We start from the raw sequence: 16236 nt of genomic DNA, 5'->3' as shown, positions 1-16236 counted from the left end.
TGCGCGCGCCCTTGGTGTGAATGCACCTCAGGCACTGCATCCGCAGTTTGATCGTGCCCTCGTTCTCGTTACCATGGCACCCCTGCCCACGGCCAACGCCGCAGCGAACAATTCGCCCGCAACCGGGTGATCGCCCACATCCGCCCAGATGCCCACACTCCAGCGCCTGCTCCCCTTCCTGTCCTGGCCCACGCAATGGCGCGCCGCCGGCGTGCGTGGCGACCTGATCGCGGGGGTGACGGTGGCGCTGGTGATGATTCCGCAGGCGCTGGCCTACGCCAAACTCGCCGGCCTGCCGCCGCACATCGGTCTGTATGCGGCGCTCGTCCCCGCGGTGATCGCGGCGCTGTTCGGCTCCTGCGGCCAGCTCTCCACCGGCCCGGTAGCCCTTACCAGCCTCATGGTCGCCGCCAGCATCCTGCCGCTGTCCGGGCTTGCCGGGGGCGATCTGCTCGGGCTCGCGCTACTGCTCGCACTGCTCTCGGGACTCATCCAGCTCGCGCTCGGGCTCATGCGCCTCGGCTGGCTGCTGAACCTGCTCTCGGTGCCGGTGCTGATGGGCTTCGTGAACGCCGCGGCGCTGATCATCTGCCTCACCCAGGTTCCGCCTCTGCTCGGCCTGGCCATGCCCTACTCGCAGCACCTGGTGCTGGATTTCGCACACGCCCTGGGCGGGCTCGCGGCGCCGCACCTGCCGTCCCTGGGCTTCGGCCTGGGCAGCCTGGCGGCGCTGGTCGCACTCAAGCGGCTGTGGCCGCGCCTGCCTGGCGTGCCACTGGTGGTCGCCGCGGCCACCGTGCTGTCGGCATGGACCGGTTTCGCCGCCAGCGGCGGGGCCGTGGTCGGCGAGATCCCGCGTGGGCTACCCGAACTCAGCCTGCCGCCGATGCGCCTCGACCTCGTGATCGCGATCCTGCCAGCCGGCTTCGTCATCGCGATGGTCAGCTTCATGGAGGCGGCCTCCAGCGCCAAACTGATTTCAGGGCGCACCCGGCAGGCCTGGCAACAGGACCAGGAGTTGATCGGCCAGGGGCTGGCGAAGATGTCCGCCGCCTTCACGGGCGGCATGCCCGTCAGCGCATCCTTCTCACGCTCCGCGCTCAATTATGTGAATGAGGCCCGCACGGGGCTTTCCTCGCTGATCACGGCTGGCCTGGTGCTGCTCGCGCTGCTGTACCTCACCCCGTTGCTGTGGCACCTGCCCAAGCCGGTGCTCGCCGCAGTCATCCTGCAGGCAGTGGCCGGCCTGCTCGACGCCGGGGTGCTGCGGCGGGCCTGGCGTGCAAGCAAGGATGACGGCGCGGCCGCCGCCGTCACCTTCGCCGCCACGCTGGCCTTCGCGCCCAACATCCAGAACGGCATCTTCACCGGCCTCATGCTGTCGCTCGGGCTGTTGGTCTATCGCGGCATGCGCCCACGCGCCGCCCTGCTCGGTCTGCACGCGGACGGCACCTACCGCGACCGCGAGCGCTTCGGGCTCGCCCACCCTCATCCCGAACTGGTGATCCTGCGCTTCGACAGTCCGCTCAGCTTCGTCACCGCCGCCACCTTCGAGGATGCGATGCTCGGCGCCGCGCGCGCGCAGGACAGCGTCCGCATCGTGCTGGTGTCGGGCGCCGGCATCAACGACATCGACGCCACCGGCCTGCACACCCTGGCCGGCCTGATCGAGCGCTTCAACGCCCAGGGCCAGAAGATCGCCTTCTGCGGGCTGAAGAAGCAGGTGATCGACGCCATGGAGCGCGACGGCGTTTGGGCGCGCATCCAGGCGCAGGCGAGTTACCGCACCGAACACCATGCGCTGGACGCGCTGCTGCCCGAACTCGCACCGCGTCAGGCAGAAGCGGAATAACGCACAAGCCGCTGATCGGCATTGACTTTCTCCGCCGCCCCCGCTAGAGTGCGCGATTCTTCGCAGACCCATCAACTGGAGCAACACCATGTACGCGGTGATAAAAACCGGTGGCAAGCAGTATCGCGTTGCCGCTGGCGAAAAGATCAAGGTAGAACAGATACCGGCCGACGTGGGTTCCGAAATCACCATCGACCAGGTCTTCATGGTCGGTGAAGGCGACGCCGTCAAGATCGGCACGCCGGTGGTTGCCGGGGCTACCGTCAAGGCGACCGTGGTTTCCCACGGCCGTCACGACAAGATCAAGATTTTCAAGATGCGCCGTCGCAAGCACTACCAGAAGCACCAGGGGCATCGTCAGAACTACACCGAGCTTCGCATCGAAGCGATCTCGGCCTAAGGCGCAGGAGGTAATCCGACATGGCACACAAAAAAGCTGGCGGTAGTTCGCGTAACGGCCGCGACTCGGAATCGAAACGCCTCGGCGTCAAGCGCTACGGTGGTCAGTTCGTGCTCGCAGGCAACATCATCGTTCGCCAGCGCGGTACCGAATACCACCCGGGCGACAACGTCGGCATCGGCAAGGACCACACCCTGTTCGCACTCAAGGACGGCGTCGTCCAGTTCGCGGTCAAGGGCCCCTCGCGTCGCCGCACCGTGATCATCGTGCCGGAAGCGGCCTGATCGCGCGCGTTTGATCGCACTGCAGTACGAAAGCCCTATCCTTGCGGTAGGGCTTTTTTGTTTCCGGCGCGCGCTTTGCGGTGCGCGCCACGAAGAGGTTGATCAGGCATGAAGTTTTTTGACGAAGCCCGCATCGAAGTCTACGCCGGAGACGGCGGCAACGGCGCGGCCACCTTCCGCCGCGAGAAGTTCATCCCCAAGGGTGGCCCCAGTGGTGGCGACGGCGGGCGTGGCGGCAGCGTGTACGCCGTGGCCGACCGCAACCTCAACACCCTGATCGACTACCGCTACACGCGCAACTTCCGCGCCGAGCGTGGCGAGAACGGCGGCAGCCGCGACTGCTACGGCAAGGGCGGCGACGACATCACGCTGCGCTTCCCGGTCGGCACCGTGATCAAGGACCTCGAGACCGACGAACTGATCGCCGACCTCGACGAAGACGGCAAGACGGTGCTGATCGCACGTGGCGGCCGTGGCGGGCTGGGCAACATCCACTTCAAGTCCAGCACCAACCGCGCCCCGCGCAAGAAGACCATGGGCCAGGAAGGCGAGTACCGCAACCTGCACCTGGAGCTCAAGGTACTGGCCGACGTCGGTCTGCTCGGCATGCCCAACGCAGGAAAGTCGACCTTCATCCGCAGCGTGTCCGCAGCCAAGCCCAAGGTCGCCGACTACCCCTTCACCACGCTTGCACCCAACCTCGGCGTGGTGCGCACCACCGAGGCGCGCAGCTTCGTGATCGCCGACATCCCCGGCCTCATCGAGGGCGCAGCCGAGGGTGCCGGCCTGGGCCACCAGTTCCTGCGCCACCTGCAGCGCACCCACGTGCTGCTGCACCTCGTCGACCTCGCCCCCTTCGACCCGGAGGCCGATCCGGTCGCCGACGCCAAGGCCATCGCGGAAGAGCTGCGCAAGTACGACGACGAGCTCTACGCCAAGCCCCGCTGGCTGGTGCTGAACAAGCTCGACCTGATCCCCGAGGAGGAGCGCGCCGAACACATCCAGGCCTTCCTCGACGCCTATGGTCCCGTCGAGCGCCACTTCGAGATCTCCGCCATGAAGGGCGAAGGGACACAGACGCTGATCTTTGCGGTCCAGGACTTTCTCGACGCCGAACGTGCCCGCATCGAGGCCGAGCGCGCCGAACGCCAGGCCACCGAAGCCGCCCGCCTCGCCGCGCTGGAGGCCGCGCGCCTCGCTGCCGATGCAGCTTACGAGGAAGAGGCATACGCGGAGGACGGCGAAGGCGAGGGCGGAGGCAGCGACGCCCCCCGCGACGACGAAGACACCCTGCCGGAACACCCGCCGCGCAAGGACTGACTCCCTCCCGACTCAACCCCTCCACCTTTGCCCCCAGGCCCATTGCAAAGATGAGAACCAAGATCCGCAACGCCCGCCGCCTCGTCGTCAAGGTCGGCTCCGCCCTCGTCACCAACAATGGTGCCGGCCTCGACAAGGACGCGCTCGACGCCTGGGCGCGCCAGATCGCCGCGCTGCGCGCCGAAGGCCGCGAAGTGGCGCTGGTGTCCTCGGGCGCGATCGCCGCCGGCATGCAGCGTCTGGGCTGGGCCAAGCGTCCGCATGAGATGAACAAGCTGCAGGCTGCCGCCGCCGTCGGCCAGATGGGCCTGGTCGAAGCCTACGAGAAGGCCTTCACCTGCCACAGCCTGCAGACCGCGCAGATTCTCCTCACCCACGAGGACCTCGCCGACCGCACCCGCTACCTCAACGCCCGCAGCACCCTCACCACCCTGCTGCAGCTCGGCGTGGTGCCGATCATCAACGAGAACGACACCGTAGTCACCGACGAGATCAAGTTCGGTGACAACGACACCCTCGGCGCCCTGGTCGCCAACCTGATCGAAGCGGATGCATTGATCATCCTCACCGACCAGCAAGGCCTGTACACTGCCGACCCACGCCGCGACCCCGCCGCCACGCTCATCCACGAAGGCCGCGCCGAAGACCGCCAGTACGAGGCCATGGCCGGTGGCGCCGGCACCGGCATCAGCCGCGGCGGCATGATCACCAAGATCCGCGCCGCCCAGCGCGCCGCCCGCAGCGGCGCGCACACCTGCATCGCCAGCGGCCGCGAGAGTGACCCGCTGCTGCGCCTGGCCGCGGGCGAGGCGCTGGGCACCCTGCTCTACGCCAGCAGCACGCCACTGCAGGCGCGCAAGCAGTGGATCGCGGACCACCTGCAGCTGGCAGGTGACCTCGTCATCGATGATGGCGCCGTCGCCGCGCTCAAGGGCGGCAAGAGCCTGCTCCCGGTCGGCGTCATCGAGGTGCGCGGCGACTTCAAGCGCGGCGCGGCGGTCGCCTGCCGGACCCTCACCGGCGAGGAGGTGGCACGCGGACTGGTGAACTACTCGGCTTCGGAATGCCGCCGTATCGCACGCAAGCCCACCGCCGAGATCGAAAAGCTGCTCGGCTACATCGACGAGCCCGAACTGATCCACCGCGACAACATGGTGTGAGCCGCGGCATCTTGCCCCGCTTGCAGTGTCGGATTTTTTGACACTCACCCCATTTCGACACCGAGCATCAGAAACACATCCGTCATCCAGACAACAGACTCATTGCATTCCGAGTATTTTTTTCTAGTGTTTTCATAGCATTACGATTTTCCGCTTTCAAAGAACCAAAAATCGAGGGCGCACAAAAGACCCTGGCACGCGAAATGCTTTGTTCTTCGCAAGGATTGCACAGCATCCGTTCCGCGAAGGAGAAGGAAAATGAAAGCGAGCACAATCACCAAACGCACGATGAAGCCGATGGCCATCGCTCTGGTCGCCGCCTTGGGCACCTTCGCCGGCAGCGCGAGCGCCGCGATGGTGACGCAGTGGTCCTACTCGACCAATGCGGTCTTCGTGGCGGGCTCTGCGACCTGGGATAGCGGTGGCGGCACGACCACCGAACTTGCATCGGAGCTCTCCTGGGGCACGACGGGTGGCAGTTTCACCGGCGGAACGCGCAGCGCGCTGACCATCGGCGACTTCAGCGAGAGCCCGGAAACCCTCACCGGCGGCGGCCCGGCCACCGGCTTGGTCACCACCGACGAAGATGGAACACTTGCGGGCAGCGAAATCGCGAAGGGCATTTCGATCTCGCACTGGAACAACCCACTGAGTTCAGCCCTCGCCACCCTCACCGGTGCAACGATCCTGGACACACTCAGCCTGACGCCGGTTCTGCCGAGCGGCGGCCCGACCGAGCCAGGTCCGGATCTGCAGTTCGTGTTCAAGTTCAGCGAAACACCGAACGCAGGCGGTCTCGGCGGGCTCTGCGCCGACGGCACTTCGGCCGCGGCGTACCCGGGTGGCTGTCCCGACCTCTTCGGTTATCAGAACCTGAGCATCGTGAACCAGTTCTTCAACTACGATGGCTTCACGTATTTCGTCAGCGTGCTGTCACTGAACGCAAACGGATCGGTTGACAGCATCGGCATCGGCAACCTGACGAACGGTGAGTGCTCGGCACTCGGCCTGTCCAATGGCTGCTTCGGCTTCCGCACTGCTGAAGGCGGTCTCACCACCGAGCGCTTCGGTTTCGCGATCAGCGCCCGCCCGCTACCGGTGCCCGAGCCTGGCACGCTTGCACTGCTCGGTATGGGTCTGCTGGGCATTGGCGCCAGCCTGCGTCGTCGCAAGGCCTCCTGAGGCGCAACCGGGTCGTTCAGACCCGGCGCGCGAGCCACAAAACGGGCCCAAAAAAGCCGCTCTCCGGAGCGGCTTTTTCGTTGCGCCTCACTTCATGTGCAGGCGCGGTCGGATGAAGGCCAGCAGTAGCTTCTGCAAGGGATTGCGATTGCCGAGTGGACGCCAGGTGAAGCGCAGCTTCTGCCGGTAGGCATCGAAGTGCATGCCCCAGGGCGCCGGCCGCAGCAGTCCGCGCTTCAACAACACCTTGAGCACCGCCGTCCCCATCACCCCCGCGCACAGTTCGCAGGCCATCCCGGTGGACGGCCCGCGCTGCTCGCCAAAGTTCACTGCTTCCGGCGCCACCAGATAGGTCCGCTGCAGCATCGCCGGCGAGAGCCCCGCCATCAGGCGCGCAAACTGTTCCTGCCGGCTCTGCCCCTCGAGGCAGAAATACTCCTCGAAGCTCATCCCGCCCGGCTTGAAGTACAGCAGCGCCACGCCCATACCCAGCGGCGCCGCCGTCAGCGCCGGAATGCCGCGCTCCGCACAAGCGCGAAAGAGCATGCGCCGCGCATCCATGGCGAAGAAGTCGATCCCGTCCACATAGACATCCACCCCATCGAGAAAGGCGTCCACGTTGTCCTGGGTGACGCCCGCCGGAAAGGTCCGGATGTCCGCCTCGGGGTTGATGTCCGCCGCCATGCGCGCCAGCACCTCCACCTTGGGCTGATCGAGCGTGGACATGAACGCGCCCGCCTGGCGGTTGAAGTTGTGCACCTCGAAACGATCGAAGTCCGAGACATGAAAGGCGCCGATCCCCAGCCGCGCAAGCGTCAGCAGATGCGCGCCCCCAACCCCGCCCAGGCCAGCGATGGCGATACGAGCGCCACCGAGCGCAAACTGCTCAGCAGCCGAGACCCAGCCGATGTTTCGCGAGAAGGCAGAGACGGAACTGAAGCCAGCATTCATTGCAGCACCCGAATGTTGAGTTTCTCGGACGCATTATGCGCATTTGCGCCCGCAGATGCTGAAATCGCTACACGCTGAGAGTGTCGGTTTTTTTTACACGCCCCCGATCCCACACGATCTTCGCAGAACGAGAAGAGCCGAGATGCACCCCAATACACCTTATTGTTCATTGACTTACGAACATATCCCAGGCATGACATGCCTACTGGCACAGAGTGTGCTTTTACCTTCTCACCATCACCTGGACTCGTTGGAGAGGACAAATGAAAAAGTCACTTCTAGGCGCAGCAGTCGCCCTCGCATTCTCCGCATCTGCCTACGCGGGCCCGTTCTATATCGACTCCGGTTTTGACTTCGGCGGGAATGGTTCGACTCGGACCAGCGAGCTTGCCGAATTGGGCTATTCGGGCACCTTGGCCACTTCGATCTACCTTGGCGATCCGAACACCTCCGGTGTAAATGTATCCGTCATCGACACGAACATTGAATCGATCATGAACAGCTACGGGTTCAACACCGTCGCTGGATCGAATGGTTTCGGTTACGCGGCTCCGGGACAGCGCAACGTCGACACGCTGAACCAGGTCACGGGGACCACCCTGGACACCAACGGGTTCCGCGGCGATCCCAGTGACTGGGGGGTTGGTGGCCGTTTTGGTATCGTCTATGACTACTACCTGCTCGGCGCCGGCAACGTTGTCGACGGTGCTCTGTTCGGCGGCGGCTACTTCGACATCTTCTTCACGGAAGATCCGACCGCAACCGCCAGAACCCAGATCGCCCGACTGAACGTTCTCGGGACGCAGCCTGTTGTCGGCAACCAGTTCAAATACACGATCTTTGGCAACGTCAGCTTTGACTGGACTGAAGACGGTGTGGATGACACAACGTCGGCGTTCCAGCGCAATTTCTTTGTTGATGCAGACAGCAACAAGACCTTCTACGAGCTCTGGCTGGACAACATCGCAGCACCGCTGAACCTCGCCGTGCAGTGGGAACTCGATACCAATATCAATGCTGATGGCACCGCCCCGGCGGATAACCTTGGCGGCGTGCAGGCGGTGGATTACGGTGACGGTCAAACCTCCTACATGCGGCAGACCACGCTGGACGGCAGCATCGTCTTCAGCGTACCCGAGCCCATGTCGCTCGCGCTTATTGGTGCCGGCCTACTTGGCATCGGCGTGACACGGCGCTTCAAAGCGGCCTGAACGCTGCAGCATACGGATCCAGAACTGCAGCCTACGGGCTGCAGTTTTTTTGTCTTCGTCAAATAGAGGATGCATACTGCTGACGCGAGCCGATCGACGCCGCATCGCCTTCGGACGGGGCCTTGAGCTTGTGACCCAACAGCACACATTACGTACTGCCTGGCGCAACATCACCCGCCAGATCCACCGCAGCCGCGCCGCCCTTACGGCAATTGCCTTCGGCGTAGTCGCCATGGTGCTGGCAGCGGGGTTCATCGACTGGAACCTGCGCTTCGGACGCGACAACACGATCGAGTCCCAGCTCGGGCATCTGCAGCTGATGAAGCCCGGCTTTCTGGAGAACGGCCGCGCCGACCCCTACGCCTATCTGCTGCCGCCGCAGGGCGAGGCCGAGCATGCTGCACTGCAGGCGGTGAAGGGCTACCGGTTCACTGCGCCGCGCCTGCTGCTCGCGGGGCTGGCGAGTTCGGGTGAAGTCACGCTGTCCTTCATCGGCGAGGGGGTCGATCCGCAGGCGGAAGCAGGCATGCAATCGGGGCTGCGCTTTCCGCAGGGGCGCAACCTGGCGCCGGGCGAACCGAACACTGCAGTCGTGGGGCGTGGATTGGCGCAGAACCTGGGACTGGAGATCGGCGCTTCGCTGGTGCTGATCGCCAACACCGAGAGCGGTGGCATCAGCGCCGTGGAGGCACAGGTGGTGGGCATCTTCGAGTCTATCTCGCAGGCCTACGACGATGCGGCGCTGCGTGTGCCGATCGGGCTGGCGCGGGAGCTGATGCGAACCGAGGGCGAGCACCTCCGGCTGGTGTATCTGGACGATGTCGGCTCCGTACCGGCCGCGCTCGACCAGCTCTCGCGCAGCCTGCCCGCGACCGAGGTGCAGGTCGTGCCCTGGACCGAGCTGGCCGACTTCTACAACAAGACCGCGGCGCTGTTCGCCAAGCAGGTCGGCGTGATCTACGTGATCATTGCCGTGATCATCGTGCTGTCGATCTCGAACACCATGACCATGATGGTCATGGAACGTGTGGGCGAAATCGGCACCCTGATGGCGCTCGGCATCCGGCGCAGCGGCATCCGCACCCAGTTTCTGCTCGAGGGGCTGATTCTGGGGCTGGTCGGCATCTCCATCGGCCTGGTGGTCGGCGTGCTGCTGGCAACACTCGTGAGCGCGGTGGGGATACCCATGCCTCCGGGGCCAGGCATGAGCTGGGGCTACGATGCGGGCATCCTGCTTTCGGCCCGCTCGCTGCTGACCGCAGCCGGCATCGCGCTGGTGACAACACTGGCAGCAAGCCTCTACCCGTCGTGGCGAGCCTCGCGGCTCGAAATCGTGGACGCCCTGCGCGCCCGCCAGTGAGGAGCCACGCCATGCACAATCTTTCCCGGCTGGCACTGCGCAACCTGCTGCGCAACCGCGTGCGCACCCTGATCACGCTGGCCGCGATCATGTTCGGCGTGTGCGGGCTGATCCTGTCCGGCGGTTTCGTGCGTGACATCTTCGTGCAGTTGGGCGAGGCGCTGATCCACTCCCAGAGCGGACACGTGCAGATCGGCCAGGAGGCGGTCTTCACCCACGGCTCCCGCACCCCGGAGCAATACCTGATCGAGGAGCACGCAGCCCTGCGCAAACAGGTCGGTGCGCTGCCGCAGGTCAAGGACGTCATGGGCCGGATCGCCTTTTCGGGCTTGCTCAACAATGGCCGGACCGACTACCCGATCCTGGCCGAGGGCGTTGAGCCCGGCCGCGAGAACGCGCTCGGCACCCATCTTCACCTGGTTGCGGGGCGCACGCTGCGAGACGATGACCGCTTCGGCGCGATGATCGGCGAAGGCGTGGCGAGCGCGCTGCGGCTCGCACCCGGCGACCAGGCCACGCTGCTGGTGAGCACCATCGATGGCGCAATGAACACGCTGGATATCGAGGTGGTCGGGGTGTTCCAGACCTTCTCGAAGGACTTCGATGCGCGCGCGGTGCGCATCGCCTTGCCGGACGCACAAGATCTGCTCGCCACCACGGGTGTCAGCCGGCTCGTGCTCGCGCTGCACGACACCGCAAGCACACAAACGGTGGTCGACACCCTGCGCCCGCTGTTGGCCGCGCAGGGGCTTTCCGTGCGCGACTGGATGGCGCTCAACGACTTCTATGGCAAGACGGTGGAGTTGTATCGCCAGCAGTTCGGCTTCCTGAAGGGGATGGTCCTGCTGATGGTGTGCCTGAGCGTGATCAACACGGTCAACATGAGCCTGGTGGAGCGTTCATGGGAGTTCGGCACCATGCGCGCGCTGGGCAACAGCACGCGCACCGTGGCCTCGCTGATCATCGGCGAGTCCGCAGCGCTGGGCTTCGTCGGTGCGACCGGGGGCACGCTGCTGGGGGTGGGGCTGGCGGTGCTGATTTCGGGCGTGGGCATCCCGATGCCACCGCCGCCGAACGCAGACCTGGGCTACGATGCATTCATACGGATCGTACCCTCGGTGGTGGCCGAATCCTGGCTGATCGGCCTCCTCGCCACGGTCGTCGCGGCGCTCTACCCGGCATGGCGGCTGTCCAGGCTCAGCATCATCGGCGCGCTCAGGACGCGCGAATGACGGGTGGTTCGCCACCCCTTCCAGGTCACGGAGACTATGTTGTCATTTCTCGAAAATCTGAACCTCGGACACGGCTTCCGCAAGTACTTCCGCATTGACGCCGCGCTCGGCGAAAGCCTGCACGATGAGGTGTACCGCATCCGGCACGAGGTCTACTGCGAAGACCTCGGCTTCGAGCCGGTCCGGGACGACAGGCGCGAGACCGACGCATTCGACGTGCACAGCCTGCACTGCCTGCTGCGCACGGTGGGCGAGCCGTTCCGGCCAGTGGGCTGCGCGCGGGTGGTGATGACCAACCCGGACGACCGCGACAGCCTCCTGCCCTTCGAGCGAGTGTGCGCGGAGGTGCTTGATCGCAGCATCATCGATCCTTCCAGACTTCCGCGCGAACGCATCGCCGAAGTCTCCAGGCTCGCGGTGCGCAGAGCCTACCGGCGACGCAAGGGTGAAGAGCGGCAGGAGATCAACGACGTCAGCGACGAAGACTTCGGCACCGCACAGCAACCGCGCTTCCCGTACATTCCGGTCAGCCTGTACATGGGCAGCATCGCCATCGCCGCCCGCCAGGGCGTGGACACCCTGTTCGTTCTCACCGAACCCCGCCTCGCCGCCCACTTCGCCCGGCTCGGCGTGCGCATCACCCGCATCGGCGGGCCGATCGAGCACCGCGGCACGCGCGTACCCTCGATGATCGACGTGCAGGACGTGATCGCCAACATGCGCACGCTGATGAAGCCGCTGTGGCGGGAAGTGCACGCTGAGGTCGAAAAAAGCTTTGAGGCAACGCCCGACTGAGCGCTGCCTCAAAGCATTCAACCTGGGGCGCGCATTCCTCGCGCGCCCCGCTGCAGTGCTACCTCAGGCGCGATAGCGACCCACACCCAGCAGCAGCAGGCCCGCACCCAGCAAGGCCAGCGTCCCCGGGGTCGGGACGTCGTTCTGCACAAGCGGGTCGCGCACCCAGAGCGAGATGTGGGAGAAGTCTTGCGGCTTGCCCTTCTTGTTCAGGAAGTCCTGCGTGTTCCAGGTACCGGTGAAGGAGTACGGGGTCTCGAAGTCGAAGTCTCCCCCTGCTGCAAGGAACTGCGGTGCCAGGATGTTGAAGTCGAAATCGTAGATCGCGTAGCGGTTGCTGGCCTTGATCACCAATGCCAGATGGTCGAAAGCATTGCGACCCAGTTCCTTCTGCACGATGTCGATGATGTTCAGCTCGGTTTCGAGCGACCAGGTGCCGGACGTACAGGCATCCCCACCACTGCCCGTGCACAGCAAGGTGAAATCGAGAATGGTCGAGATGTCCAGCGGTTTGTCGTAAGCGGAAAACCCCCTGCCCTGCTGAACATCACCGAGGAAGATCCAGCCTGGGTCGGTCGCGGTGCCATCGCCATCCAGATCGAGCAACTGGTCTTGGGTGATGAACTGAAGCGGGCTGATCAAACCGCCCTCTCCATTCAGCAGGCCATCATTCAGCTGACCAATGTTCGGATCCGGCGCGCTCAGCCCCCCTTGGTGGTCGTTGCCAGCGATCACGCCAAAACAGCTGGTCGCATCAATCGGGGCGCCAAGGGTTTCGGTCGGATAGATGATCTCTTGCCCATCGAGGGGGCTCTTCTCGATGGTGTTGATCGTCACCCGGTAGTCCTTGCACGTATACGGGTTGGTGATGTAGGGCGCCGCGACGGCACTGCCCGCGAGGAACATCAGACCCGCAGAAAGCGGAAGGACAAGGGAGAGACGGCGAATGGCTTTCATGTTGACCACCTGGATTGCAGAGATTTTTATTCTTCCTGTCACACATGTAGCAATATTCGCGCCACAAACGAGAAAAACCATTCAGTACCGAATGTTGCACACTTCCCCGCGCCCTACATCCGGGGCTTGTGTAAAAAATGCCGACACTTCCCGCCCCGCAGCCACCTGAAACAGGAAGGCCCGCTCGCGCGGGCCTTTTCGTGCTTGAGTGGTGCAGCTCTATGGCTTCAGCCCTTGAGCGCTTCCCGGATCTGCTCGAGCGTGCTCGGATCGTCGATCGTCGTCAGATCGCCGGCGTCGCGCCCCTCGGCCAGGGCCTGGATGGAGCGGCGCAGCATCTTGCCGGAGCGCGTCTTGGGCAGACCGCCGATGAAGTGCACACGGGCCGGACGCGCGATCGCGCCCAGGCTCTCGTCCACCTTCTTCATGACCTCCTTCTCCAGCGCGGCGCGCTTCTCGGCAGTGTCGACCGTGCTGGCGTCCTTGACCACTGCAAAGGCCATGGGCATCTGCCCCTTGAGCTCGTCCGCCACGCCCACCACTGCCACCTCGGCAATCGCCGGGTGGGTCTGCACCGCCTCCTCGATCTCGCGCGTGCCGAGACGGTGGCCAGCGACGTTGATGACGTCGTCCATGCGGCCGAGGATGGTGAAGTAGCCCTTGTCATCCTTGATCCCCCAGTCGGACGAGGAATACACCACCGGGTCGGTGAACAGGCTGAAGTAGGTGCTGACGAAGCGCTCGTCCTGGCCCCACACGGTCGACAGGCAGCCGGGCGGCAGCGGCGGCAGGATGCCGACGATGCCCTTCTCGTTGGCGCCGCACTCGCTGCCGTCCTCACGGAAGATGCGCAGGTCGTAGCCGTACACCGGGAAGGCGGGCGAACCAAGCTTGATCGGGCTGTCCTCGATACCGCGGCAGATGGCGAGCATCGGCCAGCCGGTCTCGGTCTGCCAGTAGTTGTCGATGACCGGGATGCCCAGCTCGTCCATGATCCACTTGTGGCTCGTCTCGTCGAGCGGCTCGCCAGCCAGGAACAGGTGCTTGAGCGAGGACAGGTCGTACTTCTTGAGGAAGGCCGGGTCCTGCTTCTTCAGTACGCGCACCGCGGTGGGTGCGGAGAACATCACGCTGACCTTGTACTTTTCGACGATCTGCCACCAGATGCCGGCGTCGGGGCGCAACGGCGTGCCTTCGTACATGATCGTGGCCATGCCGGCGACCAGCGGGCCGTAGATGATGTAGCTGTGGCCGACCACCCAGCCGATGTCCGAGGTCGAGAACATGGTCTCGCCTGCGCCGCCAGTGAAGATGTGCTTCATGGACGCGGCCAGGGCCACGGTGTAGCCGCCGGTGTCGCGCTGCACGCCCTTGGGCTTGCCGGTGGTGCCGGAGGTATAGAGGATGTAGCTCGGTTCGGAGGATTCGACCCACACAACCGGCACCTGGGCGTCCATGTGCTTGGCGCGCAGCTCGGCGTAATCGACGTCACGGCCGGCGACCTTGGGGAAGCCCTTGTCCAGGCCGCGGTCCACGATCAGCACCTTGGCGGGCGGAAACTCGGCGAGCTTGCAGGCCTCGTCGACCAGGTGCTTGTAGGGCACCGGCTTGCCGTTGCGCATGCCGGCGTCCGAGCTGACCATCAGCACCGGCTTGGCGTCGTCGATGCGGGTGGCGAGCGAGCCTGCTGCAAAGCCGCCGAACACCACCGAGTGGATCGCGCCGATGCGTGCGCACGCCAGCATCGCGAAGGCGGCCTCGGCGATCATCGGCATGTAGATCAGCACGCGGTCGCCGCGCTTGACGCCAAGTTCCTGGTAGATCGCCGCCATGCGCTCGACTTCGCGCTGCAGCTCAGCGAAGGAGTAGACCTTCTCCTCGTTGGTCTCGGTCGAGATGTACACCAGCGCGCGGTCGTTCGGGCGCGCGGCGGCGTGGCGGTCGACCGCGTTATAACACAGGTTGGTTTCGCCGCCCTTGAACCACTTGACGAACGGCGGCTTGGAAAAGTCGCAGATCTGCTCTGCGGGCTTGTTCCAATGCACGAGTTGGGCCTGCTCGGCCCAGAACCCGTCGCGGTCTTCGATGGAACGGCGGTGAAACTGCGGGTAGTTGCTCATTGATTCCTCTCCCTTCAATGTTTCTGAAACGCAATTGACGTGAGACCCGCCGTGCCGCGCCGGGATAGCGCTGCAATGCAGGCCGACACACCTTTGTCAGACGACGGTGCGCGTAAACCCACCCTCATCCTTGCCGGATCCGCTCTTGTCATGGAACTCGCCGAGTCGGGCGAGCGGTATGCCGGCATGAAGCCTTGATTCTAGCAATTCGAGCAGCGGCATCAGGGCACCGACGATCTGCGGCAATTGCGCCGCGACCTCTTCGCGCTCACCTGCGCGCAACTGCCGTAAAACGTGGTCGATGCTGGGCGCACGCCCGAGCATGCGCTCAACCTCATCCGGGTCAACCTCTCCGTCCCGGCCCACCACGCGGTTGCCGCCCTGAGCGCGGGCCTGGGCCGCACGCTCGAGCGCCAGCGCCAGCAGTTCGCTGACCACCTCGCGCCCATCGCTCATCGCGTTGGCCACTCCGATGCTCAGGGTGACGCGGATACGTTCCTCGCGGTACACCATGACGAGCCGTTCCACGCTGCTGCGCACACGCAGGGCAAAGGCGCAACTCGATATCCGGTCGATGCCGGGCGACAGCAATACGAACTCGGAGGCGGAATGCTGGGAGAGCGTATCCTCCGCACGGATGCGCCCGGCGAGCATCTTGCCGAGCTTGCGCAGCACGAGTTGCGCCACTTGCTCACCATAGCGCTGCTCGAGCGCATCGAACTGATCGACTCGCACCACCATGGCGCTGATGTCGCCCCCCTGACGCCGGGCTTCGGCCACCCCCTGTACCGCACGCTGCTTGAGATACGCCGGGCTCGCCAACCCGGTTTCCGTATCCACTACGGCAGCCGCGCCCTGATCTGCATGCGCCGCGCGGTTGCGCTCAAGCTCGCTTTGCGCCTTGGCAAGGCGAACGAGCGACGAGAGCGTGGCGATGAGTTCGACGCTGCCCGTACCCTTGGCGATGAATCCATTGGCACCCAGCGTCAGCGCACGCTCGCGGGCGGATTCGTCCTCGTCGCCCGAGATGATGACGACCGGCAGGTCGCGCACACGCGACACCCTGGAAGCGCGGATGCGCTCGAGCAGGCCATAGCCGTCCAGCCTGGGCATGCCGATATCGGTCAGTACGAGTTCGATGTCCGGGTCTACGAGCAGCGTCTGCCACCCCGCCTCGCCATCGGCTTCTTCACGTACCTCGAAGCGGCCGCGGATGTGCTTGACGATGGTCGCACGAACCATGCGCGAATCGTCCACGACGAGGATGCGGGGCAGCTTGCCGTCTTCGTTCATCTCCCCCTCCATGCCCGTGTTCGCCTCAGGCTCCGCGACCCGGTACACAGCCGCCCTGGCCAGCAAGCGCGCGCCTGGTGCCCTCATCGATCTGGAAGGCCTTGAAGGGGCTCATCCGG

General features: G+C 64.9%; 14 protein-coding genes. 10 read left to right on the top strand and 4 right to left on the bottom strand.

Annotated features, from left to right (window positions below; genetic code table 11):
- Window positions 1–148 precede the first annotated feature (148 nt).
- From ACPT9U_RS10070 to ACPT9U_RS10045, 6 genes are all read left to right on the top strand, one after another.
- Window positions 149–1852, top strand: a complete 1704-nt coding sequence (locus ACPT9U_RS10070; RefSeq protein WP_435750813.1) for a SulP family inorganic anion transporter — start codon at window positions 149–151, stop codon at window positions 1850–1852.
- An 88-nt stretch (window positions 1853–1940) separates the two neighbouring features.
- Window positions 1941–2252 carry a 50S ribosomal protein L21 gene (rplU, locus tag ACPT9U_RS10065; RefSeq protein WP_297358894.1) on the top strand — a complete coding sequence of 104 codons (312 nt, stop codon included), beginning with the start codon at window positions 1941–1943 and terminating at the stop codon, window positions 2250–2252.
- Window positions 2253–2272: 20 nt separating this feature from the next.
- Entirely contained in the window at window positions 2273–2536 is a 264-nt protein-coding gene (rpmA, locus tag ACPT9U_RS10060) for a 50S ribosomal protein L27 (protein WP_324526200.1), read from the top strand.
- Between the two features lie 108 nt (window positions 2537–2644).
- A complete protein-coding gene (gene cgtA / locus ACPT9U_RS10055; protein ID WP_435750812.1) occupies window positions 2645–3856 on the top strand; it encodes an Obg family GTPase CgtA in 1212 nt (403 codons plus the stop codon).
- 50 nt (window positions 3857–3906) lie between these two features.
- Window positions 3907–5016, top strand: a complete 1110-nt coding sequence (gene proB, locus ACPT9U_RS10050) for a glutamate 5-kinase (protein WP_418363311.1) — start codon at window positions 3907–3909, stop codon at window positions 5014–5016.
- Window positions 5017–5274: 258 nt separating this feature from the next.
- On the top strand, window positions 5275–6198 hold the full coding sequence (locus ACPT9U_RS10045; protein ID WP_435750811.1) for a THxN family PEP-CTERM protein: 924 nt from the start codon (window positions 5275–5277) through the stop codon (window positions 6196–6198).
- Window positions 6199–6285: 87 nt separating this feature from the next.
- Here the strand turns inward: ACPT9U_RS10045 and ACPT9U_RS10040 are convergent, their stop codons facing one another.
- Window positions 6286–7149, bottom strand: a complete 864-nt coding sequence (locus ACPT9U_RS10040) for a ThiF family adenylyltransferase (RefSeq protein ID WP_435750810.1) — start codon at window positions 7147–7149, stop codon at window positions 6286–6288.
- A 263-nt stretch (window positions 7150–7412) separates the two neighbouring features.
- Between ACPT9U_RS10040 and ACPT9U_RS10035 the strand changes: the two genes are divergently transcribed.
- The 4 genes from ACPT9U_RS10035 to ACPT9U_RS10020 all read left to right on the top strand — a co-directional run bounded on the left by ACPT9U_RS10035 (window position 7413) and on the right by ACPT9U_RS10020 (window position 11747).
- On the top strand, window positions 7413–8360 hold the full coding sequence (locus ACPT9U_RS10035) for a PEP-CTERM sorting domain-containing protein (RefSeq protein WP_435750809.1): 948 nt from the start codon (window positions 7413–7415) through the stop codon (window positions 8358–8360).
- A 130-nt stretch (window positions 8361–8490) separates the two neighbouring features.
- On the top strand, window positions 8491–9720 hold the full coding sequence (locus ACPT9U_RS10030) for an ABC transporter permease (protein ID WP_435750808.1): 1230 nt from the start codon (window positions 8491–8493) through the stop codon (window positions 9718–9720).
- A gap of 11 nt (window positions 9721–9731) precedes the next feature.
- Window positions 9732–10952 (top strand): ABC transporter permease, encoded by a 1221-nt coding sequence (locus ACPT9U_RS10025; protein WP_435750807.1) that lies wholly within the window; start codon window positions 9732–9734, stop codon window positions 10950–10952.
- 39 nt (window positions 10953–10991) lie between these two features.
- Window positions 10992–11747: a PEP-CTERM/exosortase system-associated acyltransferase gene (locus tag ACPT9U_RS10020; RefSeq protein ID WP_418363317.1), complete on the top strand. Its 756-nt coding sequence runs from the start codon at window positions 10992–10994 to the stop codon at window positions 11745–11747.
- Between the two features lie 63 nt (window positions 11748–11810).
- Here ACPT9U_RS10020 and ACPT9U_RS10015 read toward each other — a convergent pair whose 3' ends face one another.
- From ACPT9U_RS10015 to ACPT9U_RS10005, 3 genes are all read right to left on the bottom strand, one after another.
- Window positions 11811–12785 (bottom strand): hypothetical protein, encoded by a 975-nt coding sequence (locus tag ACPT9U_RS10015; protein ID WP_435750806.1) that lies wholly within the window; start codon window positions 12783–12785, stop codon window positions 11811–11813.
- Between the two features lie 146 nt (window positions 12786–12931).
- Entirely contained in the window at window positions 12932–14824 is a 1893-nt protein-coding gene (locus ACPT9U_RS10010) for a propionate--CoA ligase (RefSeq protein WP_435750805.1), read from the bottom strand.
- Between the two features lie 96 nt (window positions 14825–14920).
- Window positions 14921–16117 carry a diguanylate cyclase domain-containing protein gene (locus ACPT9U_RS10005; protein ID WP_435750804.1) on the bottom strand — a complete coding sequence of 399 codons (1197 nt, stop codon included), beginning with the start codon at window positions 16115–16117 and terminating at the stop codon, window positions 14921–14923.
- Window positions 16118–16236 lie beyond the last annotated feature (119 nt).

The sequence above is a fragment of the Thauera sp. AutoDN2 genome (assembly GCF_051280715.1).
Lineage (GTDB): Bacteria > Pseudomonadota > Gammaproteobacteria > Burkholderiales > Rhodocyclaceae > Thauera.
Note: the sequence above shows the minus strand (reverse complement) of the source record. Positions and strands in the feature narration are given on the sequence as shown.